Below are 23,297 nucleotides of genomic sequence, written 5' to 3'. Positions count from 1 at the left end.
GCGGCGGCCGGCCTGCGCGCGCTCGCCGCGGCCCGGCGCAGCCTGCGCAGCCAGCTGTTCGCCTCCGCCTGCTACGCCGGCGGAGGCCTCGGCGGAGCGGCCCTGGCCGGCACGGTCGGCTCCGCCTGGGGCGTCGCCGCCGCGACCGCCTGCGGCTCGGCCGTGTGGTGGCTGCAACTGCGGTCCGCCCTGCGCGAGCACCACCAACACCCCCTACGCGAAGCGAGAACGCCATGACCGCGCACCCCCGGCTGAGCATCGGCCTGCCCGTCTACAACGGTGAGGAGTACCTCGCCGAGTCGCTCGACGCCCTGCTCGGCCAGACCTACGAGGACTTCGAACTGGTCATCTCCGACAACGCCTCGGCCGACGGCACCCATGACATCTGCCGCAAGTACGCCGCGCAGGACTCGCGTATCCGCTACCTCCGGCTGCCCCGGAACATCGGCGCCGCACCGAACCACAACTACGTGTTCACCCAGTGCCGCGGCGAGCTGTTCAAGTGGGCCTCGCACGACGACCTGTACGCCCGGGACCTGCTGCGGCGCTGCGTGGAGACGCTGGACGAACGGCCGGACGTGATCCTCGCGCACTCCGGCCAAGCGGTCATCGACGGCGACGGACAGGTGAAGGTCCCGTACGAGTACGGGCTCGACACCGACTCGCCGCTCGCGCCGGAGCGCTTCCGCAGTTTCCTGTTCGAGCCCGGTGGCGACGACTTCTACGGGGTGATGCGGGCGGACGTGCTGCGCCGGGTGAAGCCGCACGACAGCTACCACCACGCGGACCGCACGTTCGTCGCCGAGATCGTCCTGCACGGTCCCTTCCACCAGGTGCCGGAGCTGCTGTACTTCCGCCGCGACCACCCCGCCCGCGCCGAGCGGGCGAATCCTTCCAAGCGCTCCCGGTGCGTCAACCTGGACCCGCGCCGGGCCGGCCCGCTGCACCCGACGCCCCGGCTGCTGGCCGAGTACGTCTGGGGTTTCGTCGCGGCGATCCGGCGGGCGCCGCTGTCCGCGGCCGACCGGCGGGCGTGCCACCGCCACCTGGCCGCGTGGATGGCCAGCCGGGTCCGGCCGGGCGCCGGCGAGCGGGTCGAGGACCGCGCCCCGGTCGACCCGGCCCGGCTCGCTGTCGACGTCGACGCCCTCGTCGCCGGGCGCGAAGGCCGTCAAGGGCGCGGAGGCCGTCAGGGCCGTGAAGGGCGGCAGGCGTGACTCCGGTGAGGGTGGGGGTGTTCGGCCTGCTCGGCTCCGGCAACCTCGGCAACGACGGCTCGCTCGAAGCCGTGCTCGGGTACCTCCGCGCCGAGCAACCGGAGGCGGTCGTGGACGCGCTGTGCGGCGGACCCGAGGTCGTCGCCGCCCGGTACCGGATCCCCGCGACGCGGCTGCACTGGTACCGCGGGGAGTACCGGACCGCGTCACGTGCGGGCGCGGTCGCGGGCAAGGGCCTGGGCAAACTCGTCGACGCCGTCCGCACCGCCGCCTGGGTACGCCGGCACGACGTGGTGATCGTGCCGGGCATGGGCGTCCTGGAAGCCACGCTGCCGCTGCGGCCGTGGGGCTTCCCGTACGCGCTGTTCCTGCTCTGCGCGAGCGGCCGGCTGCTGGGCACCCGGGTCGCGCTGGTCGGCGTCGGCGCCGCTCCGATCGGCGATCGGCCGACCCGGGCCCTGGTGCGCTGGTCGGCGCGGCTGGCCGCGTACCGGTCGTACCGGGACGCCCAGTCCCGCGACGCGATGCGGGCGATGGGCGTGGACACCGCGCGCGACGAGGTCTACCCGGACCTCGCGTTCGCCCTGCCGGCGCCGCCGCCCGGCCCGGCGGGCCGGGTCTGCGTCGGTGTCATGGACTTCCACGGCGGCAACGACGACCGGGCCCGCGCCGACGAGATCCACCGCCGCTACCTCGAAGGCACGACCCGTTTCGTGCGTGCGCTGGCCGAGGAGGGCAGACAGGTCCGGCTGCTCACCGGCGACGCGTGCGACGCGCCGGTGGTCGCCGCGATCCTCGGCGCGGTGGACTCGCCGCTGGTCACCGCCGCCGGGGCGGCCTCGCTGGCCGACCTGATGAAGGAGGCGGCAGCGGCCGACGCCGTGGTGGCGACCAGGTACCACAACCTGGTCTGCGCGCTGAAAACCGGTACGCCGACGCTCGCGCTCAGCTATGCGGCGAAGAGCGACGCGCTCATGGACCGGATGGGGCTGGGCGCATACTGCCACCCGGCCCGCGAGGTCGACGCCGACCGGCTGATCGAGCAGTTCCGGGCGTTGGAGAAACACTCGGCGGAACTGCGCCGGACGCTCGCCGAGCGGAACCGGGTCGCCGCCCGGCAACTCGGCCGGCAGTTCGCCGCCTTGACCGCCGCCCTGTTCCCGGTGACCGACCACGCCCTGCGGGAGACCCCATGAAAGCGACCGAAGTCCCAGCGATCGCCGGCGCGTACTTGTTCGAGCCGACACCGTACGCCGACGAGCGCGGCTTCTTCTGCCGCACCTTCGACGCCGACGTGGTCCGCTCGGTGGGCCTCGACCCGGACAGCTTCATCCAGGACAGCGTGTCCCGCTCGGCCCGGGGCGTGCTGCGCGGCCTGCACCTGCGCTCCGGCGCGGGCGAGGCCAAGCTGGTGCGGTGCTCGTACGGGAGGATCTTCGACGTCGTCGTGGACCTGCGGACGGACTCGCCGACCTACCTTGGCCGGGCCTTCTTCGAGCTGTCCGGCGAGACGCAGGTGACCCTGTACATCCCGGCCGGGTGCGCGCACGGCTTCCAGGCACTGACCGAAACCGCCGACACCTCGTACCGGATCGACCGACCGCACGATCCGGCCGAGGACGTGACGATCGCCTTCGACGACCCGGAGCTCGCCATTCCGTGGCCGCTGCCGGTCACCTTGATGTCCCAGCGGGACCGGGAGGCGCCGAGCCTCGCCGAGATCCTGAAGCGAAGAGAGAACTGAGGCCGGCGTGGACACCGAAACCACCGAAGAACCCCTCCTGCCCCGATCGCGCCTGGCGAACGAGCGGCTGCACGCCCTGATCCCCGGCGGCGCGCACACCTACGCCAAGGGCGACGACCAGTACCCCGAGAACCTGGCCCCCGTCATCAGCCACGGCCGCGGTGCCCACGTGTGGGACATCGACGGCAACCGCTACATCGAGTACGGCTCCGGCCTGCGGTCGGTCAGCCTCGGCCACGCCCACCCGCGCGTGATCGAGGCGGTGCGGCGGGAACTCGACCGCGGCAGCAACTTCGTCCGGCCGTCCATCGTGGAGGCCGAGGCCGCGGAACGCTTCCTGGCCACGGTGCCGACCGCGGAGATGGTGAAGTTCGCGAAGAACGGCTCCGACGCCACCACCGCCGCGGTGCGCCTCGCCCGCGCCGCCACCGGGCGCCCGCGGGTGGCCGTCTGCGCGGACCATCCGTTCTTCTCCGTCGACGACTGGTTCATCGGCACCACGCCGATGAACGCCGGAATTCCGGCGGCGATCACTGACCTGACCGTGGCGTTCCCGTACGGGGACCTGACCGCCGTGGAGGAACTGCTCGCCCGGTACGAGAACGAGGTCGCCTGCCTGGTCCTCGAAGCCGCCGGCCATGCCGAGCCCCCGCCCGGGTATCTCGCCGGCCTGCGCGAGCTGGCCGACCGGCACGGCTGCGTACTGCTCTTCGACGAGATGATCACCGGCTTCCGCTGGTCCGAGGCGGGTGCCCAGGGCCTGTACGGGGTCGTCCCCGACCTCTCCACGTTCGGCAAGGCGCTGGGCAACGGATTCGCCGTCTCCGCGCTGGCCGGGCGCCGCGACCTGATGGAGCGGGGCGGGCTGCGTGACTCCCGCGACCGGGTGTTCCTGCTGTCCACCACGCACGGTGCGGAAACGCACTCGCTGGCCGCCGCGATGGCCGTGCTCACCACCTACGAGGAGGAGGGCATCACCGCGCGGCTGCACGCCCTCGGCGAGCGGCTGGCCGCCGGTGTCCGCGACGCCGCGGCCGCCCATGGCGTCGGCGACCACGTCGTCGTCCGGGGCCGGGCCAGCAACCTGGTCTTCGGCACCCTCGACGAGAACGGGCAGCCGTCGCAGCAGTACCGCACCCTTTTCCTGCGCCGGCTCCTCGCGGGCGGGGTGCTGGCCCCGTCGTTCGTAGTGAGCAGCGCGCTCGACGACGCGGACATCGATCGCACGGTCGATGTGGTGGCCGAGGCCTGTGCGGTGTACCGGAAGGCGCTGGACGCCGGCGACCCCGGCCCCTGGCTGGGCGGGCGGCCGGTGAAGCCGGTGTTCCGCCGCTTGGCGTGACGTCAGCGGCGCGCCCGCCGACCGGCGTCGGTCCTTCGCGGGGCCAGCCGGTCGGCCGTCCGGTCGATCAGCCACGCGGTCGCCGGCACCACCGCCAGCGCGGTGCACCAACCGCCGAGGACATCGGTCGGGTAGTGCGCGCTCAGGGCGACCTGCGCCCAGCCCATGGCGGCGCCGGCGACCAGCGCCGCGGTGAGCACGAGGAGCGTGCGGGCCGTCCTGCCGAGGCCGGGCCGACCGGTCACGAGCAGGGCCACGACGAGGGCGAGCGCGGTGAAGAAGGCGGTGTGCCCGCTCGGGTAGGACAGGTTGCCGTCGCCGTGAATGGTCCGTCCCACGAGGTACTTGAGCAGCGTCGCCGTCCCCACGGCCGCGCCGACGCCGGCGACGACGAACACCGCCGCGCGAGGACGCCGGAGCAGCAGCCAGCCCGTCACGGCAGCCGCGACCAGCATCACCGCCCCGGCGGGCTCCCCCAGGAAGTCCAGGACGAGGGCGACGCGCCGCCACGGCGGCCCCACGCTGTCCGCCGTCGGCTGGATGACCCACCGGTCCACCTCGCCGGGCTCGCCGTGGTCGGCGTACAAGACCCCGAGCGCGACGACCACCAGCGCGGCGAGACCCGCGATCAGCCCGAGCCACGCCCGCAGCGACGGAGGCAGCACCGCGGGCCCCGGCCGGACGGTCACACGCCCACCGGGCCCGGTCGGCCTGTGGTCGCTTGCCTCGGCCTGCCGCCGACTCCCCACCAGCGAGCCCCCTCCCCCGTCGAGTCCGCCCGGCCCGCACGGGAGCCGTCAGCCCGGCAGCCCCGAACTCGCCTTGACCGCCACCCTAACCACAACTCCGCGTCACCGGAGGCTGTTCAGGCCGCGTGATGGTGGCGCGGACGGCGGTGGCGGGCGAGATGGTGATTCCGTAGGCGGCGTCTTCCGGCGCGGCGTCAGGGGTGGCGGCGTAGGCGGGGAGGAGATACTCCAGAAGCGTGGCCGCTTCGCGGAGTGCGAACTGGGCGCCGAGGCAGGCGCGGGGGCCGAGGCCGAAGGGATAGTAGGCACCGGGCCGGGTGGGGCGGTCATGGCCGGCGGTGAAACGGCCGGGGAGGAAACGCTCGGGTTCGGGCCACAGGGCGGGGTCGCGGTGGGTGAGGTAGGGACAGACGAGAACGGTGGTGCCGGCCCGCACCCGGTGGCCCGCGACGACGTCGTCCTCGGTGGCGTGGCGGGGCAGGAGCCAGGCCACCGGGTACAGGCGCAGGGTTTCGCTGACCAGGGCCTGGAAGGCACGGTTGCGGTCGGCGCCGCCCGCCGGCCCCGCCCGCAGGGCGCGGTCGCGTTCGTCCGGGTGCTGTCCGAGCAGCAGGAACAGCCAGACGAGGGTGTTCGCGGTGGTCTCCTGGCCGGCGACGAGGAGGGTCATCACTTCGTCGCGGATGAGGTTGCCGGGCCAGCATTGTTCGTCCGCCGCCCGGATCAGGGAGTGCAGGAGTGCGGGACCGCCGGGCGGGGTGGCCGTCCCGCGCGCTTCGGCGATGGCGGCGTCGACGATGTGGTGGATGGTGGCGAGGTGTTCGCCGAGGTCGGGCTGGTGGCCGTCGGGAGGCGGCAGGACGGGCAGCGCGGTGAGGATGACGTCCAGGGCGCTCAGGACGCGGAGGGTGTCGGCGGTGGCGCCGTGCCCGGTGAGGGCGCGCCAGATGACGTCGAGCGCGTAGAAGCGCATGTCGGCTGTGATGTCACGGGCCTGCCCGCTGTCGGCGCTGTGGCTCCATTGCGTGGCGATGTGACGCGCCGCGTCGTGCATGGCGGACGTGAATCGGCGGGTTCCCTGAACGGTGAAGTAGCTTTGGAGAAGGCGTCGTTGGCGTTTCCAGAGCTCTCCGGCGGCGGTGAGGACACCATCGCCGAGCAGGGCCCGTGCCCGGTGCGACCTCTTGGGGTAGCGGTCCGGGTTGAGGGCGAGGACGTGCTGGATTCCTGCGGGGTCGGTGAGGAGCACGGTCGGTTTCGGTCCCAGCTGAAGCAGGCTGACGGGGCCGAGGGCGTGCGCCCGGCGCAGCAGGTCGATCAGCTCGCCGCCGCTCCGGTGCCACTGCTGGATCTGTTCGGCCGGGAGCTCAGGCGGGCCTGCCGGCACTGCTGAGTCGGCAGGCGCGGAGGGAGAGGGGACCGGGTCGGCCGCGGTGACGATGGGCTCTTCTGACGGCAGGGACGGCGACATAGCCACGGAGCATAGCGCTGGGTGATGGGTGTCACGGGGACTGCTTCCGGGCTCGCCGGCGAGGTCACCGCCCCTGGCAGCCCCACCGGCTTCGGCCGGTCACGGTGCCGGTTCCAGGCCCCAGGCGACGGCTCGGCCCGCGGCGGCCACGCGGTTGGGGACGTCGAGCTTGGCGAGGATGTGCTCAATGTGGGTGGCGACGGTGCGCGGGCTGACGTAGAGTCGGTCGGCGATCTCGCGGTTGGTCCGGCCCTGGGTGAGTTCCGCGAGCACCTCGAGCTCGCGCGGGGAGAGCGCGGCGGGGCGGGCGACCGCACGGCATACGGCGACCGTGCGGTCCCCTTGGCGGGTCAGGTGCAGTTCCAGCATCCGCTGCCGGTACGGCACCAGGACCGTGGCCGGCAGCGTCCGCCGTGCGGCCGTGCGCCGCAGCAGGGCCACGAGCGGGGAGCCGGGCTCGGTGAGGCCGGGCAGCGGCTCCCCGCTCACAGTCACCGGAACTGCGTCGTCCGCCTCCTCGGCGCCCGGCAGGAGCACGGCGCAGGGATGTCCGGAGCTGCCGGGCCCAGGGGAGCGGTGCCCTGCGAGCGGGTCGGCGACGGCCGCGAGGCACTCGCCGAGCAGGGTCATCACCGCCCGGACGGCAGGCTGGTCGCACCGTGCCCGTGTCGTACTGAGGTTGAGGATGCCCACGTAGCGGCCGTCCGCGGAGAACAGGCACTGGGCCACGCCGTCCTGGACGCCCAGGGGTTCGAGGACCTCCTGGAACCCGGTGGAGGCTCCCCGTACCGGGGCGGGTACGTCGTGCCACCAGCTCGTGGTGCCCGGCGCGTGCCGGATGAGCGTGAAGGCCGGGTCGTCGTGCAGGCGGGTCTCGATGTAGCGGGTGGTGCCCGCGGGATAGCTGCCGGCCAGCGTGACGTGGCGGCGGAGCAACGGGTCCCACCGGGACAGCGACGCGTGATCGTGGTCGATCACCGCGGACAGCGCCGTCAGGACGGCGTCGGCGCCGCCCTTCCCCCGCACGGCGTGGCGCGCGGCCTCGCGTACGTCCAGGGCGGCGCTCAGGACGTCCGTCGTGCTCGGCTGCGCTGCTGTCATCGGCGTCGGCTCGGCTTCCATCCGCTCAGAATGATCATCCGGTGTCAGGGCGTCAAACGGGCGTCAGCGGCGAGTTCGTCGTGCACGACGTCGCCGCCGACCGCGGTGAACACCACGGGCATGGCGGGGATGTCGTGCGGGTCGGCGGTCAGCAGGTCGCCCGCGAGCACGCACAGGTCGGCGACCTTGCCCACCTCCAGGGTTCCCTTCCAGTCCTCGGCGAAGTCCTGCCAGGCCGCGTCGGAGGTGTACGTACGGAGGGCCTCGGCGAGCCGGATGCGCTGGCCGGGTCCGCTGACGCGGCCGCTGGCCTTGGACTCGCGGAGCATCATCGTGGAGACGCCCTGCCGCCAGTCGGGGAGGGTGACGGGCGCGTCGGAGCCGCTGGTCACGATCACTCCGGCGTCGATCGCGTCCCGGTAGGGCCATTCGTACGCCGCCCGCTGCGGGCCGACGAACTCTTCTTCGAGGTCGGCGACGGTCCATTTGATGGTGGGGTTCATGTTGACGCCGAAGCCGTGCCGCGCGAGCGTCCGCATGCTGCCGGCGGTGAGGAAGTCGCCGTGGATGACGTAGTGCCGGGCGTCGGGCCGGGGCTGCGCGGCGGCGGCCGCGGCGAAGGCGTCGGCGACGGTGTCGATGGCCCGGTCGCCGGTGACGTGGACGCCGGCCTGGTACCCGGCGGCGTGGGTGTACCGGATCATCTCCGTGATCTGGGCGGCGCGCTCGTCGTCGGTCTCCCCTCCGACGCACAGCGAGCCGCAGCCGCCGCCGACGTACGGCTCGTGCATCCAGGCCGTCTTGTTGACCGGGATGCCGTCGGCGAACAGTTTGACGCCGAGGACGGCGAGGCGGCGGGGGTCGGTGGTCGGCGGCTCGTCCATGGCCGCCAGCGTCCGCACGAACTCCTCGGCCGTGCCGGTCATCCCGGTCGGCAGCAGCAGTACGCCGACCCGGGCGGTCAGTTCGCCGTCGGCGAGCAGGCGCCGGTAGACGTCGAGGGTGCTGTGGGCCATGGCGCCGCGCATCAGGGCGTCGCCGCCCGGGCCGAGGCCGGGCTCGGTGTAACTGGTGATGCCGAGCCGGGCCAGAGTGCGCAGAGTGGCGCGTATCGCGTCGGCGCGCACCTCCTGGGAGAGGGCGGGCAGCTCCCGGTGGACCAGGTCCTGGGCGCCCTCCTGGAGGAGGCCGGTGGGCTCGCCCGCCTCGTCGGTGACGATGACGCCTCCGGGCGGGACGGGGGTGTCACGGTCCACTCCAGCCCAGGAGAGCGCCATGGAGTTGACCCACGTGGCGTGTCCGGTGGCGGAGTACAGCAGGACGGGGTGGTACGGGCTGACGGCGTCCAGGTCCTTCCGGGACGGCAGCCTGGAGGGGTCGGCGACGCACTCGTCGAGGTAGCCGGCGTCCCACCCGTGGCCGGTGATCCACTCCCCCGCGGGCGTCGTCGCGGCGGCCTTCCGCACGGCTTCGGCCACGTCGGCCAGCGACCGTACGGCGGGGTGGGAGACGTCGACGGACAGCGGGGGCCTGGTCAGCCCGAAGGCGCAGCCGTGCAGGTGCGTGTCGTTGATGCCGGGCAGGAGCGTCCCGCCTTCGAGGTCGACGACCCGGGTGGCGGGGCCGGCGTGCGCCATGACCTCGTCCTGGTCGCCGACCGCGCTGACGAGGCCGTCGGTGACCGCGAGGGCTGAGGCGACGGTGAAACGGGAGTCGACGGTGAGGACGGAACCGTTGACGAAGACGAGATCTGCCGGGGTGCCGGGCACAGTGATGTCCTATCTGCCGGGGGCTGGTGACGGGGGCTCCCGCGAACCGGCGACGGCCGGCGGGGAAGCTGACAGCACTGTGCATCCGGGAGGCGTGGGCGCACATCGGTCATCCAACCGATGTTCGGAGCCGGAACCGGTCTCGCGCCTGACACCGCGGGCCGGCGCTGTGCGCAGCGGCCCTGCAATGCCATGCCATGCCACCGAGTGCCCGAATCTGATCACCGCAGGCGCAGGCGCAGGCCGCTCAGCGTGTCAGCCAGCGCACCTCGTACGGGGCGAGGGACAGCGCCTTCCCGTCCACCCGGGCCGCCACCGGTCGGCGCTCGGTGTTGACGACGAGGACGGCCGCGTCGTCGGCGAGGACCTGGATCCTGGCACCCGGATCCGCAGTGGCGTCCACCGGCCGGAAGGCGGTGCCCGGCGGGAACTCGTGGGCGAACCGGTTCAGCAGCCGGGCCATGGGCAGTTCCCGGCCGCCGTCGGGCAGGTGGGTGCTCCTCCACAGGCAGCCGGGGCAGTCGTCCCCGGTGCGCTGCGGGTTCCAGTAGAAGGCGGCCGACGCGCCGCTCGCTGCCAGGTGCATCATTGCGGTGGCGTGCACGGCGGTGCGGTGATGCTCGTCCCAGCCGTCCCTGCCGCCCGGCCGGTCGTCCGCGGCGGGCGGCTCCACGTACCACTCGGCCCACCACACGGGAAGTCCGGTGACGTTCCTCAGCCAGTGGGTGACGGCAGCGAACTTCTCGGTGGCGGCGAACTCGTCGGGGATCGTCTCGTGCCCCTCGCGGGTGTAGCTGGATCCGTCGACCACGACGAAGTCGGCGCCTTCCTTGTGCCTGTTCCAGTAGTGGATGACGTCGGCGGAGCGCTGGTCGAGTTCGCCCCAGGGGCCGCGGAGTTCGGGCGAGCGGTCCTCCGGGTCGCCGGCGGGCGGGTCGTGGTCGGCCACCACGTAGGGGCCTCCGACCAGGTTGTCCGGGTTCTGCTTCTTCAGCTCGGCGTAGACGAGGTTGTACAGCTGGGTGTATCCCTCGTAGTTCCACCGGCGCTTGCGCTCGTCGTAGAAGCCCTTGAGCTCGTTCCACACGAGGAAGTGCCTGATGTCCGGGTAGCGGCGGGCGATCGCGCCCGCGAGCCGGGCGAAGTCCCGGTAGTGCCGGCGGTCGGGAGCCTCCTCCAGCCGGGACCAGTCGGTGCGTCCCCGCCGCCCGCCCTTCATCCAGTCGGGGGCGCCGCACAGGGTGAGGACGGGGGTGGCGCCCGTGGCCCGCATCAGGGCGACGCGCTCGTCAAGGGCCTGGAAGTCGTACCGCCCGGGCGCCGGTTCGGGGTTCTCCGCGCCCCACCCCATGATGTGCTGGTTCTGCGGCAGCGGCCGCGCGGAGAGCAGGGCACCGGCCTTGCGCGTGGCCTCCGGCGTGCCGTGTTCCGCGCTGTACTGCGTGTGGGTGAAGCCCCATCCCGGCCGGGTGCCCGCCTGACGGCGGGTGCTCTTCGACGACGCACCGCCGCCGCCCGGACTGCCCGAGGCCATGGCCAGCGGCAGGGCGGCCAGAGCCACCGCACCGCATACCCCGATCAGGGAAGTGGCCCGCCATCGCCCCGTACCGGGCGCCGCCGACTGTGCCGCACCATGTCGCCCCACGACATCCAATAATAGGCGCATAGCTGGGATTTCGTCCCGCTTGGGCCGCTTGGTCTTGGAGGCGAGTTGCCCGGGCCGGGGTCGTCCAGCCGCTGCCGGCGCCTCAACCGCTGTCGTCCGTACGGGCCACGCCGGCAGCCGCGCCGCGCTCGCCCTCTTCAGCCTCCTCCTCGGCCTCCTCTCCACCGCCGCTTCCGCCCCCGCGCAGGAAGTCCTCGGCGACCGCGCAGTGCAAGGCGACACCCGCGGCCAGCGCCCTCTCGTCGTAGAGCACGCGGTCGGAGTGGTTGTCCGGGACGGTCCCCGGCACGCTGCCGGGCGGGCAGGCGCCCAGGAACACCATCGCGCCGGGCACGCGCTGCAGGACGTACGAGAAGTCCTCGCCGCCCATCGTGGGGTGGGGAAGCTCGTGCACGTGGGAGGGGCCGAGGGCGGCGGCCGCTGCGCGGCGTACCAGCGCGGTGAAGGCGGGGTCGTTCTGCACCGCGGGATAGCCCTCGGGGAGCTCGACGCCGACGGTCATGCCGTGGGCGGCGGCCACGCCTTCGGCGACGCGCGCGATGCCCTCGCGCACCGTGCGGCGGGTCGCCTCGGAGAGCGTGCGGTACGTGCCCGTCAGCTCCGCGGTCTCCGGAATGACGTTGAACGCCCTTCCCGCCCGGATCGTGGTGATCGTCAGCACCGCGGGCTCGAAGATGCCGACGGTCCGGGTGATCATGGTCTGCAGGGCCTGGACGATCTCGCAGGCGACCGGGACGGGATCAAGCACCCGGTGCGGGCCGGCCGCGTGCCCGCTCCGGCCCCTGACGGTGATCCGCACCAGGTCGGCGGCGGCGTACTGCGTGCCCGGCCGGACGTGGACGGTGCACGTCTCGTTGCGGGCGTTGATGTGCAGCGCGAACGCGGCGTCGACCGCCGTGCCGCCGGCCGGGGTGAGCAGCCCCTCCTCGATCATGGGCAGGGCCCCGCCGGCGGTCTCCTCGGCGGGCTGGAACATGAACACCACCCGGCCCGCCAGCCGGTCCCTGCGGGCGCTGAGCAGCCGCGCGGCGCCCACGAGCATGGCGGCATGCGCGTCGTGCCCGCAGGCGTGCATGACGCCGGGCACCTCGGAGGCGTAGTCGAGGCCGGTGTTCTCCTGCTGCGGCAGGGCGTCCATGTCCGCGCGCAGCAGCAGGGTCCGCCCGGGCCGCCCGGTGTCGAGCACGGCCACGACCGAGCTCAGCCTCCGGCCGAGCGTCACCGCCAGGCCCAGCCCGTCAAGGGCCTCCACCACCGCCCGCTGGGTACGGGGCAGGTACGTTCCCACTTCCGGAAGGCGGTGGATGCGGCGCCGCAACGCCACGACATCGGGCAGCAGACTCCGCGCCTCGGTCAGGAGACCGGACTCCGGTCCGGCGGATGATGCGGTTCCATCGATCAGCACGCGCGCCTCCACGACAAGCGGGGTCGTCTCCGTCAGGATGTGGCAGTGCGGCAGCGGTCGCCGACGCCATGAGACCACACCTGGGCATTCACCGACAGAACGTCTCCATCAGAACGTCTCCATCAACGCCTCCATGCCGGACCCGCCGAGGGCGAGCCCGCGCACCGCCCCCCGAGTGACGCCGGCGCGAGTGATCTCCATCGCGGTGCCCGGGACGGTCCCGGGAACAGAGTGCCGCGTCGTGGACAGCGCGCAGAGAGCGGACAGAGACGGCCCTGCCTACGGGCGGCTGCACGCCATGGCCGGCACCGCCGGGTACGGCGAGGCCGCCGAGGCCCTCGTGGCACAGTACGAGAGCGTGACCTTCGACGAGGTGCACCGCGAGGTCCTGCACCTGTTCCCCTCCGAGCCGAGCTCGGTCCTGGACATCGGCGCGGGCAGCGGCCGCGACGCGGCAGCGCTGGCCGCCCGGGGACACCGCGTCGTCGCCGTCGAACCCACCACCGAGATGCGCACACTGGGCCGGAGCCTCCACGCGGACCAGGACATCGAATGGATCGACGACGCGCTCCCCGGGCTGCCGCGCCTCAGCGCGCGGCAGCCCCGCTTCGGCCTGATCCTGCTGACCGCGGTCTGGATGCACCTGGACGAACAGCAACGCTCTGCTGCCATGGCTCACCTGGCCGGCCTCCTCGAACCCGGAGGCCGGGTGATCCTCTCCCTTCGCCACGGCCCGGTCCCGGAAGGCCGCCGCATGTTCCCCGTCACCGCGCGGGAGACCGTCGCACTCGCCCGGCGGTCCGGACTGCACGTCGTGCACCACGCCCGGCGCGAGGACCCGCACGGACGCCCGGGAGTGGCCTGGACCTGTCTCGGCCTGCGGCTCTGCGCGGGCGGCGGCACGTGCCCGGAAGCCGGATGAACTCCAGGCTTCCAGCAGCAGCATTCAGCTGACTGTCCGCAGCGCCTGTATGTGCTGACCCGCCCCGGCGAAGGGGCGCAGGTGTACTGGAGGGGGCGCATGGCGTACTCGCAAGCCGACTTCTGGCGTGCTCGACCGGCCCGTGGGCATCATTGACCGGGCTGTCAGACGTCATTCGTTATGCGTGCCCTCGCATCAAACCGCCCCGCCGTGGAGGTTGTGATGGTCGTGCCGATACCCGTGCATCTGGTGTTCGTGCACGGCCTGTTCTCGTCGGCCAAGGTGTGGTCGGCGTTCCGGCAGCTGATCACCACCGACGACGAACTCTCCGGCTGGGTCCACGTCCGCTGCTTCGCGTACGACTCGCCTTTTGTCAGGCTGCGCCCGGACCGCCGAGTCGCCGAGACGGACGACATCGCCGATCACTTGAGCACCTACCTCGCGACCGAACTCGCCGACGCGGAGTCGATCGTGCTGGTCACCCACAGTCAGGGGGGACTGGTGGTGCAGCGGTTCCTCTCCCGCAAGCTGGCGACAGGCAAGGGTCGCGACCTCATGCGGATCAAGCACTTCACCATGTTCTCCTGTCCGAACACGGGGTCCGGATTCTTCCTGACAGTCCGCAAGGCCCTCGCGCTGTGGCGGCACTCGCAAGAACGGCAGCTCCGTCCATTCGACCGTGCAGTGACAGAAGCACAGCGCTCGGTACTCACCGGAGTGGTCCACGCCCGCCGTCACGGCGACCAGGAATGCCCCATAACAGTGCAGGCCTACGGCGGGTCCATGGACAACATCGTGCCGGCCGTCGTCGCCCGCGGAGTCTTTCCCGAGGGCGGCGTCATCCCAGGTGACCACTTCTCGATCGTGCAGCCGGTGGACCACAGGGCCGCTTCCTACCTCACCGTCCGCGCCGCCCTGCTCTCCGTCGGCCACGCGCAGCCCGAGCCCCGCCGGGCCGCCGCCACCGTGACACCGTCACAGCAGCACGGCGACTACACCGTCTCGCCTCCCTTCGCCAAGTTGGAGGGAAAGCTGAAGGGGAAGGAACAGAACCGCCTCGTCGCCCGGGTCACCTCATCGGCGTGGCCGCAGAAGGTTCATGTTCTGGCAGGTCTGGGCGGCATGGGTAAGAGCCGGGTGGCTCTGGAGATGGCCCACCGCGCGCACCGGGCGGGCCGTCGGGTGTGGTGGATCTCGCTGTCCCAGCTCAGTGCCCGTATGCGGGCTGTCGCAAGTCAACTGGGAGCCTCGGAAGCGCAGATCGAGCGCGCGTGGCACGGCCCGGGAAGCGCCGCGGACCTGCTGTGGAAGCTGCTCGACAAGTCCGGGAAGCCCTGGCTGCTCGTCTTCGACAACGCTGACGACCCACAGCAGATCGGCCCGGTCGACGGCCCGGTTTCGGACGGCACCGGGTGGCTCCGCGAGCCGGCGTGCGACCACGGTCTCGTCGTCGTCACCAGCCGTGTACGCAGCCAGGAAACATGGGGTCCCTGGAGCCTCGTGCACCGGATTTCCGCCCTCGGCGACGAGGACGGCGCATCGCTGCTGCTGGAGCGCACACAAGGCCTCGGCGGCACGAACGAGCAGGCCAGACAACTCTCTGCAGCGCTGGGTGGCCTGCCCCTCGCCTTGCACACCGCGGCCGTCACCGTGAAGACGGTCAACCAGAAGAAGGTGTCCCTGGACGACGGAGACGTGACGGATTTCGAGAGCTACTGCAAGGCCGTCCAGCGACGCTTCGCCTCCGTGCCGGGCACCCGGCCGCGGGGAGACCTCGACGAGCTGCTGGGGCGTGAGATCGTCGAGGAGGTCTACGGCATCGCCCTGCGGCAGCTCGCCCGGCAGGGTCTTCCACAGGCATCCCCGTTGCTCAAGGTGTTCGCCTGCCTCAACATGGCTCCGATTCCCTACCGTTGCCTGGCTGATGGAGAAGTGCTGACCCAGTCGCCCCTCTTCCCCGGGTTCTCCCCGACGGAGCTGGCTGCCGTGTTCAAGGGCTTGGAGGACTTCGACCTGGTCGAGGCCGTGCGCGAGAGCGTCGCCGACCCGGTCCTGTCTCATGTGCTCACTCTGCACCCGGTCGTTCACGGCGTGCTGCGTGAGGACGAGGACGTACAACGGCGGCGCACGGACTACCTCGGGTTGGCAGTGCGCCTGTTGCTGAAGGCCACTGAGGGGAAGAATCCCGATCACACGTCGAACTGGCCGCTGTGGGCGGCGATCACGCCACATGCCAGGGAGGTGGCCCGGATGTGTCTCGCGGGGCCCGTGCGCATGGAGGACCGCAGCACGGTCGCCGGAGCACTCGAACTCACCCGGCTCACCACCCGGTTCCTGATCACGAAGGGCCTGCTCGCGCCGGCCCACGACCTGGTGGTTCCGATCGTCGCCGACTGCGCTTCCTTCGGCTTCCACGAGGACGACCGGGAACTCCTGGCCCTCCGCCATGAGAAGGGTCGTATCGCGCTGGAACGCGAGGACCACGCCGCTGCGGAAGAGGAGCTCCTGAAGGTGGTCCGCGCACGCACGCGGGTCCTGGGCGGGAATCACCCCGACACCCTGGCGAGCCGCCACAAGCACGCCCGGGCCCTCCTCGAACAGGAGCGGTGGGAGGAGGCGGAGCCGCTGCTGTGGTCGATCGCCGAGGCGGAGAACACCGTACGGGGCCCCGAGCACTATGACACCTTGGTCGTACGGCACAGCTGGACGCGCGTGATGCTCATGCTGGGACGCACGTCGGAGGCCGAAGAGGGGGCCCGCAGCATCCTCGGGATCAGTCGGCGCAGGAACTGGCCGCCCACCACGCCCGAAACGCTTTTCGTCCGGTCGACACTGGCTCTGAGCCTGCTCGAGCAGGAACGGTACGAGGAGGCCGAGACCGAGGTCCGCGGTGCGCTCCTCGACGCCGCCCAGCCGCCGGATTCGGAACTGATGATGTACCTGAGGGGCACGCTCACCACCGTTCTCTTCGGACGGGGACACGCGCCCGAGGCGGTACAGGAGCTCAGGTACCTCCTGGAAGATCTGCGCCGGGTGAAGCCCGGCAGCCCCATGACCAAGAAGTTCGAAAAGATCTGGGCCAACGCTTTGCGCCAGATGCATGGTCAGCTCTGAAATGTCCGAATCCAGTACCGAGGGGGATTGCGCTTACCCTGACTCCACCTCGATGCTGTGTGGTGCAGCACCTGACGAACGACCGGGAGATCCGCAATGCCGTCATCCCACACCGAGCCTGCCGACGAAGAGACACCGCAGTGGGGCCCACCGGGTAGTCCTCTCCAGAAAGCGCAGTCGGAGATCGCCCGGCGGATCGCCAAAGAAATCATGAGAGTGGATCGCAAGGCGCTTGAGCTCGATGCCAAGACGGCATTCCGTGCTGTGCACGACCCGGGACCTGCTTAGCCGATACCGAGAAAATGGGTACCGCTATGACCCCAGGAGACTTACACGACCCGTTCTTCTGTGCAGTCACCTCGACGGGCTTCACCCGCGCCCGCGTCTCCGATCTGGCAGCCGGTCGCTGTGCCGCGCTTCGCGTCCGTGACCTCCTCCCCCGGCGCATGGTCGAAGAGACGCTCAAGGCGCTTGAGGCCAGGGCGTTCGACGCGTACGGCAGGAGGCGCGTGAACCCACCGGTCATGCGGTTCGGCGTCGGCGTGAGTGACTACTGCAAGGATGGCGTGCTCACAGACGCCTACTGGCCCGCAGTGCACAGGCATCGCACGGACTGGGAGAGCCTCGGACTGCCCTTCGACCCCTTCGAGGAGTGCCGGGCAGCCCTCGGGGCGGACTGGCCCGGCGGCATCCGGGTGGGCCGTCGGAGCGGCCGCGAGATGGGCGCCGGAGTAGCCCGCGAACCCAATCAGGGCTTTCGTGTTCACTTCGACGACGCGCTGCGCGAGTTCTTCTGCGGTGACTTACTGGACTCGACACTGGTCACCCAGTTCGCCTTCAACATGTACCTCAGTGTGCCGGAATCGGGTGGCGAGACGATAATCTGGCGGCATCGGTGGAGCCCTGCGGACGAGGCGTTCCGGCTCCCCGGTTCATACGGCTACGACGAGTCCGTGGTCGGCGACGCAGAATTCATCGAACTCAGCCCCGAGGTGGGCGAAGCCGTTCTGATCAACCCGAATTTCTTCCATGCGGTGCGCCCGAGTCGAGGCGCACGGCGCATCGCACTGGGATTCGCCGTAGGTCTCAGCGTGACCGGAGAACTACTGACCTGGGGGTGATTACCCGAAGACTTCGGAGCACAGACGCACGCTGCTGTTTTCAAGAAAAACCGTTAGGTATAGGAACATGGAGATCTTACGCTACGTCGCTTTCAGCACCGACCCCCGAGGCGGAAACCCCGCAGGGGTGGTGCTGGACGCAACCGGGGTTGACGAGCCGACCATGGCGGCTACCGCAGCGGAGGTCGGATTCTCCGAGACCGCCTTCGTTGCGCCGCTCCGCGACGGCAGCCTCGGCATCCGCTACTTCAGCCCCCGAACGGAAGTGCCGTTCTGCGGTCACGCCACCATCGCCACCGCGGTGGCCTACGCGGAGCGCCATGGGGTGGGTGATCTGCGGCTGCGGACGAAGGCCGGCGTGGTGCGGGTCTCCACCGCCGCAGTACGGAACGGCAGTGTCGTGGCCACGCTGGTGAGCGTGCCGCCCCGGACGGCGCCGATCGACGACGGCGACCTGGACGGGCTGCTCGGTGCGCTGCGCTGGTCCTCCGCAGACCTGGACCGCTCACTGCCCCCGCGCGCCGCCTACGCCGGAGCATGGCACCCGGTGATCGCCGCCACGTCACGTGAGCGGCTGGCCGAGCTCGACTACGACATGCCCACACTTGCCGGTCTCATGGGCCGGCGCGACTGGGCGACAGTCAACCTGGTGTGGCGGGAGTCAGCGACGGTCTTCCACGCCCGGAACCCGTTCCCGCCCGGCGGGGTGGTCGAGGACCCGGCGACAGGGGCGGCGGCGGCCGCCCTCGGTGGATATCTGAGGGAGCTCGGGCTCGTGTCCGTACCGGCGACCGTGACGGTGCGCCAGGGGTACGACATGGGCCGTCCCAGCCTGATCGAGGTCGGCATTCCGGCGGAGCGGTACAGCGGGGTGTCCGTCACCGGAACCGCGGTGCCGTTCCGCCACTGAGGACCGTCTCAGTCGTCGACCTCGAACAGGACCTCGATCTCCACCGGTGCCCCCAGCGGCAGTCGCCCGACGCCGACGACGCTGCGGGCGTGTCCGCCGGCGTCACCAAGAATGGTCAGGAACAGCTCGCTGGCTCCGTCGACCACGCGCTCCTGCCCGAGGAACCGCTCCGCGGAGGCCACGTATCCCACGACTTTGAGCACGCGAAAGGAGGTGGCCCGGCCGGCTGCCGAGTCCAGTGCGACGAGGGCCGCCAGGCCGCACTGCCTGCTGAGCTCGCGTGCCTGATCGGGCGTCACCTCGGCCCCGACCCTGCCCGTGGCCACGAGCTCACCGCCCACCATGGGCACCTGGCCTGACACCTGAACGAGCCGGCCACTGCGTACTGCCGGCACGTAGACGCCCTTGGGCGGGCTCACGGCGGGCAGGACGATGCCGAGGCCGGAGAGCTTGTCGCGTAGGAAGTGAGGCACCTGCCGATGTTCCCACCGCCGGCACCGTGGCGGGACGGGTTTTGCCGACGGCGGCCTGCCCCCCGGTTGTGCGGGGCAGGCCGCCGGTGTCAGTGGGGGTGACAAGCCGAGTTACAGCGCGCGTTCCAGGCGGTCCGCCATCAGCTTGACGAAGCGGGCCGGTTCCTTCGGCTGGCCGCCCTCGGCGAGTACGGCCAGGCCGTGCAGGAGCTCGGCGGTGTCGGCGAGCTCCGTGCGGTCCTCGCGCTCCTTGTACGCCTGGTTGAGGCCCTTCACCAGCTGGTGGTCAGGGTTGAGCTCCAGGATCCTCTTGGCGCGCGGCACCTCCTGACCCATGGCGCGGTACATGTTCTCCAGGGCCGGGGTCAGGTCGTGCGCGTCCGAGACGACGCAGGCCGGGGAGACGGTGAGGCGGGAGGAGAGGCGTACGTCCTTGACGTCCCCGTCCAGCTGCTCCTTCATCCAGCCGAGCAGCCCGGCGTACTCCTCGGTCCTCTTCTCCCGGTCGGCGTCGGGGGTGTCCTCGTCCTCGGCACCGAGGTCGATCCGCCCCTTGGCCACGGACCGCAGCTTCTTGCCCTCGTACTCGCCGACGGCGTCGGCCCACACCTCGTCGACGGCGTCGGTGAGCAGCAGCACCTCGATGCCCCGGTCGCGGAACGCCTCCATGTGCGGGGAGTTCTCGATGCTCTGCCGGGACTCGCCGGTCAGGTAGTAGATGTCTTCCTGGCCGTCCTTCATCCGCTCCACGTACTGCTTGAGCGTGGTCGGCTCGGTGTCGTGGTGCGTGCTCGCGAACGACGCGACGGCGAGGACGGCGTCGCGGTTCTCCGGGTCGGTGACCAGTCCCTCCTTCAGGACGGTGCCGAACTCCCGCCAGAACGTGTCGTAGCGCTCCTGGTCCTTGGTCTTCATCTCCTTGACCGTGGACAGGACCTTCTTCGTCAGCCGTCGCCGCATCAACTCGATGTGGCGGTCCTGCTGGAGGATCTCGCGGGACACGTTGAGCGAGAGGTCCGCCGCGTCGACGACGCCCTTGACGAAGCGGAGGTACGGCGGCAGCAGCGCCTCGCAGTCGTCCATGATGAACACGCGCTTGACGTACAGCTGCACGCCTCGCTGGAAGTCCCGCGTGAACAGGTCGTGGGGGGCGTGGGCGGGGAGGAACAGCAGGGCCTGGTACTCGAAGGTGCCCTCCGCCTGGAGCCGGATCGTCTCCAGCGGGTCGCGCCAGTCGTGGGCGATGTGCTTGTACAGCTCGTGGTACTCGTCGTCGGACACCTCGTCGCGCGACCGCGCCCACAGCGCCTTCATGGAGTTGAGCGTCTCGGGTTCGGGCGCCTTGCCGCCCTCGCCGTCCTCGCTGCTCTCGTCGGCTGCGGCCACGGGCGTCGCCTCGGGCATCATCCGGACGGGCCAGGTGATGAAGTCCGAGTACCGCTTGATGATCTCCTTGATCTTCCACGGTGAGGTGTAGTCATGGAGCTGGTTCTCCGGGTCGGCCGGCTTGAGGTGGAGGGTGACCGAGGTGCCCTGCGGCGCGTCGTCGACCGTCTCCAGCGTGTACGTGCCTTCGCCCCGCGAGGTCCAGCGGGTGCCCCGGCTCTCGCCGGCGCGCCGGGTCAGCAGGGTGACCTCGTCCGCCACCATGAAGCCGGAGTAGAAGCCGACGCCGAACTGGCCGATGAGCCCTTCCTCCCCGGCCGCGTCCTTGGCCTCCTTGAGCTCCTGGAGGAACTTCGCGGTGCCCGAGTTGGCGATCGTGCCGATGAGCCGGCCGACCTCGTCGTACGACATTCCGATGCCGTTGTCCCGCACGGTGAGGGTGCGGGCGTCCTTGTCGACGTCGATCTCGATGTGCAGATCGGACACGTCGGCGTCGAGCGAGTCGTCCCACAGCTTCTCGAGGCGCAGCTTGTCCAGCGCGTCGGAGGCGTTGGAGACGAGCTCCCGCAGGAAGACATCCTTGTTCGAGTAGACCGAGTGGATCATCAGCTGCAGCAGCTGACGGGCCTCTACTTGAAACTCAAACGTCTCAGTCGACATGTTCGCGAATACCTCTCAGGTCCTATCGCCCAGAACTGATTGAAGACACTGTAAAACACCACGTCAGGACAGTGGCCGGGATGTGGGGGCGGTGGCCGGATCCGCGTCGTGTGCGCGTCCTCGGCCGGGGCCTCCCCGGTGCGGTGGTTCCGCGGGTGAGGCGGGGCCTGTCCGGTTCAGGGCTCGGGGACGGCCGTCCCCGTCCGCCAGGCCCACGCCGCGATGCCGACGCGGTTGGCGGTGCCGAGTTTGTTCTGGACGTTGGCGATGTGGGTCTTCACCGTTCCCGGGGAGATGAACAGCTCATCGGCTATCTGCGCGTTCGTCCAGCCGCGGGCGACGAGGCGGACGATGTCCTGCTCGCGGTGGGTGAGCGGGTCGGCGCCGGGGCCCGTAACGGGTGACGGAGGCGCTGACAGTGAAGGAGGCGAAGGCGGTGACTGCGGCGGAGGCGAAGGCGTGTTCAGCCGGCGCAGGAGCCGGACGGTGATCTGCGGGCTGATGAGGGCGTCGCCGGCCATGGCTGCCCGGACGCCCTCGATGAGCAGGGTGGGCCCGGAGCGTTTGAGGAGGAAGCCGCTGGCGCCGTTGCGGAGCGCGGTGTGGACGTAGTCGTCGAGGTCGAAAGTCGTGACGACGATGACGCGGGTGGGGTGCGCGACGCCGGGGCCCGCGAGGAGCCGGGTCAGTTCGAGACCGTCGATGCCCGGCATGCGGATGTCGGCCAGGACGACGTCCGGCCGGAGCCGGCGGGCGAGTTCGAGGGCGCCGGTGCCGTCGGCCGCCTCGCCGATGACGCTCATGTCCGGTTGGGAGTCGAGGACGAGGCGGAAGCCGCTGCGGATGTCGTCCTGGTCGTCGGCCAGCACGATGCGGGTGGGGGTGTTGGTCACGAGGGATTCTCCGTCGTCGCCGGGCGGGGCCCGGGGAGCGGTGCCGCGTGGGGTGCCGGGTCCGTCGGGGCCGGCGGCAGAGTGGCGGCCACCTGCCAGCCTCCGTCGCGCGGACCGTACACCAGCGTGCCGCCCGTGGCCCGTACGCGTTCGTACATGCCGCTCAGGCCCCGCCCGCCGTGTTCGTTGCGCTCGCGGCGGATGGCGGTGCGGGTGTTGTCTTTGGCGGCGGCGGAGTTGACGACCGTTACGTGGAGGGCGGGTTCGTCGTCGTCCGTACGGGTACGGGTGAGGGCTACATCGACCCGCAGGGCGCCCGGGGCGTGGCGGCGGACGTTGGTGAGGGCCTCGACGACCACGCGGTAGGCGGTGGAGCCGACGGCCCGGGAGAGGTCGTCCGTCGCGCCGGGCTGCACGGTGAGGCGGGTGATCTGACCGGTGGCGGCGGAGGAGAAGCGTTCGACCAGGGCGGGCAGTTGGTCCACGCCGGGCAGGGGTTCGACGATGGCGGCCTCGGATCCGGTGGCTCCGGATCCGCCCGTCCGGACGGTATCGGAGCCGTCTGCTTCGTGGAGTGTCCTGACCATCCGGTCCATGGCTGCCAGCGCGTTGAGTCCGGCCGTCTCGATGCGTTCCAGGGCCGCCAGGGCCTGCCGCGGGTCGGTGCCGGCCACGAAGCGGGCGGCTTGGGCCTGGGCCACGATGCCGCTGACGTCGTGCGCCACGTAGTCGTGGAGGTCCCGGGCGAGGCTGAGCTGCTGGGCGCGGCGGGTCTCGGCGACCAGCCGGGTCCGGCCGTGCTCCATCAGCCGGGGGTAGCCGCCGATGACGCACGCGCCCAGCACGGGCAGGGTCCAGAACGCCGCAGCGCCGGCCAGGCTCAGCAGCGAGGGTGCGGGCAGCAGCGGCAGGGTCCAGGCCGCCACTGCCGGTCCCGCGACGGCGACGGCCGCCGCCGCTCGTCGCAGCGGAGCCCAGCGCACGACGACGACGAGCAGCACCAGCAGGGTGACGGTCTCCGCGAGGCGTGCCCAGGAGTCCTCGGACATCGCGGGCGGCCGGGCGATCGCCGTGGTGAGCAGGGATGCCGCTCCGGCGAGCGCGAGGGGGACGGCGAGTCGTTCCCGTGACCGGGGCCAGCCGGCCAGCGCCCACAGGAGCAGCGTGAGGGCGGCGATCGCCGAGGGCGCTCCGTAGGGCCGCGTCAGGCCACCGCGGCTGAGGGCGGTGGCCCCGAGTGCCGTGCAACCCGCCAGCGCCACGGCCGTGGTGAGCACCGCGTCCCGCCGTCTCACGCTCTTGATCATCTCCACGCCGTGATCCTACGGGCGGGTCAGGGGCCTTCTCCTCTGCC

General features: G+C 71.4%; 19 protein-coding genes. 9 read left to right on the top strand and 10 right to left on the bottom strand.

Going from position 1 to position 23,297, the window contains the following annotated elements:
* From B7P34_RS26695 to B7P34_RS26675, 5 genes are all read left to right on the top strand, one after another.
* The coding region (locus B7P34_RS26695; protein ID WP_223268268.1) for a hypothetical protein at positions 1–237 on the top strand (237 nt) is incomplete at its 5' end.
* The gene (locus B7P34_RS26690; protein WP_106680594.1) at positions 234–1,217 is read left to right on the top strand and encodes a glycosyltransferase family 2 protein; all 984 of its coding nucleotides are present in this window, start codon (positions 234–236) and stop codon (positions 1,215–1,217) included. The genes B7P34_RS26695 and B7P34_RS26690, both read left to right, overlap by 4 nt.
* The gene (locus B7P34_RS26685) at positions 1,214–2,413 is read left to right on the top strand and encodes a polysaccharide pyruvyl transferase family protein (protein WP_106680592.1); all 1,200 of its coding nucleotides are present in this window, start codon (positions 1,214–1,216) and stop codon (positions 2,411–2,413) included. Before B7P34_RS26690 ends, B7P34_RS26685 begins: the two co-directional genes overlap by 4 nt.
* Positions 2,410–2,961 (top strand): dTDP-4-dehydrorhamnose 3,5-epimerase, encoded by a 552-nt coding sequence (gene rfbC / locus B7P34_RS26680; RefSeq protein WP_106680590.1) that lies wholly within the window; start codon positions 2,410–2,412, stop codon positions 2,959–2,961. The genes B7P34_RS26685 and rfbC overlap by 4 nt, the downstream gene beginning before the upstream one ends.
* A gap of 7 nt (positions 2,962–2,968) precedes the next feature.
* Positions 2,969–4,303 carry a glutamate-1-semialdehyde 2,1-aminomutase gene (locus B7P34_RS26675; RefSeq protein WP_106680588.1) on the top strand — a complete coding sequence of 445 codons (1,335 nt, stop codon included), beginning with the start codon at positions 2,969–2,971 and terminating at the stop codon, positions 4,301–4,303.
* Positions 4,304–4,305: 2 nt separating this feature from the next.
* On the opposite strand, the gene B7P34_RS26670 is transcribed toward B7P34_RS26675, so the two are convergent.
* From B7P34_RS26670 to B7P34_RS26645, 6 genes are all read right to left on the bottom strand, one after another.
* The gene (locus B7P34_RS26670; protein ID WP_106680586.1) at positions 4,306–4,992 is read right to left on the bottom strand and encodes a phosphatase PAP2 family protein; all 687 of its coding nucleotides are present in this window, start codon (positions 4,990–4,992) and stop codon (positions 4,306–4,308) included.
* Positions 4,993–5,137: 145 nt separating this feature from the next.
* Positions 5,138–6,523, bottom strand: coding sequence for a cytochrome P450 (locus B7P34_RS26665; protein ID WP_106680584.1), 1,386 nt, complete (start codon positions 6,521–6,523; stop codon positions 5,138–5,140).
* A gap of 99 nt (positions 6,524–6,622) precedes the next feature.
* On the bottom strand, positions 6,623–7,645 hold the full coding sequence (locus B7P34_RS38870; RefSeq protein ID WP_223268267.1) for a helix-turn-helix transcriptional regulator: 1,023 nt from the start codon (positions 7,643–7,645) through the stop codon (positions 6,623–6,625).
* 23 nt (positions 7,646–7,668) lie between these two features.
* Complete coding sequence (locus tag B7P34_RS26655) at positions 7,669–9,393, bottom strand: amidohydrolase (RefSeq protein ID WP_106680582.1); 1,725 nt, start codon at positions 9,391–9,393, stop codon at positions 7,669–7,671.
* A gap of 247 nt (positions 9,394–9,640) precedes the next feature.
* A complete protein-coding gene (locus B7P34_RS26650) occupies positions 9,641–10,954 on the bottom strand; it encodes a xylan 1,4-beta-xylosidase (RefSeq protein WP_223268266.1) in 1,314 nt (437 codons plus the stop codon).
* A gap of 187 nt (positions 10,955–11,141) precedes the next feature.
* On the bottom strand, positions 11,142–12,464 hold the full coding sequence (locus tag B7P34_RS26645; protein ID WP_106680600.1) for a M20 metallopeptidase family protein: 1,323 nt from the start codon (positions 12,462–12,464) through the stop codon (positions 11,142–11,144).
* 241 nt (positions 12,465–12,705) lie between these two features.
* Here B7P34_RS26645 and B7P34_RS26640 point away from each other — a divergent pair, with 241 nt between their 5' ends.
* The 4 genes from B7P34_RS26640 (at position 12,706) to B7P34_RS26620 (ending at position 18,531) form a co-directional block, all read left to right on the top strand.
* Positions 12,706–13,386 (top strand): class I SAM-dependent methyltransferase, encoded by a 681-nt coding sequence (locus B7P34_RS26640; RefSeq protein ID WP_223268265.1) that lies wholly within the window; start codon positions 12,706–12,708, stop codon positions 13,384–13,386.
* A 222-nt stretch (positions 13,387–13,608) separates the two neighbouring features.
* Positions 13,609–16,500 carry an alpha/beta hydrolase gene (locus B7P34_RS26635; protein WP_189383069.1) on the top strand — a complete coding sequence of 964 codons (2,892 nt, stop codon included), beginning with the start codon at positions 13,609–13,611 and terminating at the stop codon, positions 16,498–16,500.
* 314 nt (positions 16,501–16,814) lie between these two features.
* Positions 16,815–17,621 (top strand): 2OG-Fe(II)-dependent halogenase WelO5 family protein, encoded by an 807-nt coding sequence (locus tag B7P34_RS26625; RefSeq protein WP_106680598.1) that lies wholly within the window; start codon positions 16,815–16,817, stop codon positions 17,619–17,621.
* Positions 17,622–17,688: 67 nt separating this feature from the next.
* Positions 17,689–18,531 carry a PhzF family phenazine biosynthesis protein gene (locus B7P34_RS26620; protein WP_106680574.1) on the top strand — a complete coding sequence of 281 codons (843 nt, stop codon included), beginning with the start codon at positions 17,689–17,691 and terminating at the stop codon, positions 18,529–18,531.
* 8 nt (positions 18,532–18,539) lie between these two features.
* On the opposite strand, the gene B7P34_RS26615 is transcribed toward B7P34_RS26620, so the two are convergent.
* From B7P34_RS26615 to B7P34_RS26600, 4 genes are all read right to left on the bottom strand, one after another.
* Positions 18,540–19,004 (bottom strand): RidA family protein, encoded by a 465-nt coding sequence (locus B7P34_RS26615; RefSeq protein ID WP_106680572.1) that lies wholly within the window; start codon positions 19,002–19,004, stop codon positions 18,540–18,542.
* A gap of 111 nt (positions 19,005–19,115) precedes the next feature.
* The gene (htpG, locus tag B7P34_RS26610; protein WP_106680570.1) at positions 19,116–21,050 is read right to left on the bottom strand and encodes a molecular chaperone HtpG; all 1,935 of its coding nucleotides are present in this window, start codon (positions 21,048–21,050) and stop codon (positions 19,116–19,118) included.
* Positions 21,051–21,226: 176 nt separating this feature from the next.
* Positions 21,227–21,943 (bottom strand): response regulator, encoded by a 717-nt coding sequence (locus B7P34_RS26605; protein ID WP_106680568.1) that lies wholly within the window; start codon positions 21,941–21,943, stop codon positions 21,227–21,229.
* Positions 21,940–23,250: a sensor histidine kinase gene (locus B7P34_RS26600; protein ID WP_106680596.1), complete on the bottom strand. Its 1,311-nt coding sequence runs from the start codon at positions 23,248–23,250 to the stop codon at positions 21,940–21,942. Before B7P34_RS26600 ends, B7P34_RS26605 begins: the two co-directional genes overlap by 4 nt.
* Positions 23,251–23,297 lie beyond the last annotated feature (47 nt).

The organism is Streptosporangium nondiastaticum, from assembly GCF_003011965.1.
Taxonomy (GTDB): domain Bacteria; phylum Actinomycetota; class Actinomycetes; order Streptomycetales; family Streptomycetaceae; genus Streptomyces; species Streptomyces nondiastaticus.
Note: the sequence above shows the minus strand (reverse complement) of the source record. Positions and strands in the feature narration are given on the sequence as shown.

Coding starts and splice junctions, on each gene's coding strand:
- B7P34_RS26690 (WP_106680594.1), top strand. CDS start 234: ATGACCGCGCACCCCCGGCTGAGCATCGGCCTGCCCGTCTACAACGGT.
- rfbC (WP_106680590.1), top strand. CDS start 2,410: ATGAAAGCGACCGAAGTCCCAGCGATCGCCGGCGCGTACTTGTTCGAG.
- B7P34_RS26665 (WP_106680584.1), bottom strand. CDS start 6,523: ATGTCGCCGTCCCTGCCGTCAGAAGAGCCCATCGTCACCGCGGCCGAC.
- B7P34_RS38870 (WP_223268267.1), bottom strand. CDS start 7,645: ATGGAAGCCGAGCCGACGCCGATGACAGCAGCGCAGCCGAGCACGACG.
- B7P34_RS26635 (WP_189383069.1), top strand. CDS start 13,609: ATGGTCGTGCCGATACCCGTGCATCTGGTGTTCGTGCACGGCCTGTTC.
- B7P34_RS26625 (WP_106680598.1), top strand. CDS start 16,815: ATGACCCCAGGAGACTTACACGACCCGTTCTTCTGTGCAGTCACCTCG.
- B7P34_RS26620 (WP_106680574.1), top strand. CDS start 17,689: ATGGAGATCTTACGCTACGTCGCTTTCAGCACCGACCCCCGAGGCGGA.
- htpG (WP_106680570.1), bottom strand. CDS start 21,050: ATGTCGACTGAGACGTTTGAGTTTCAAGTAGAGGCCCGTCAGCTGCTG.
- B7P34_RS26600 (WP_106680596.1), bottom strand. CDS start 23,250: ATGATCAAGAGCGTGAGACGGCGGGACGCGGTGCTCACCACGGCCGTG.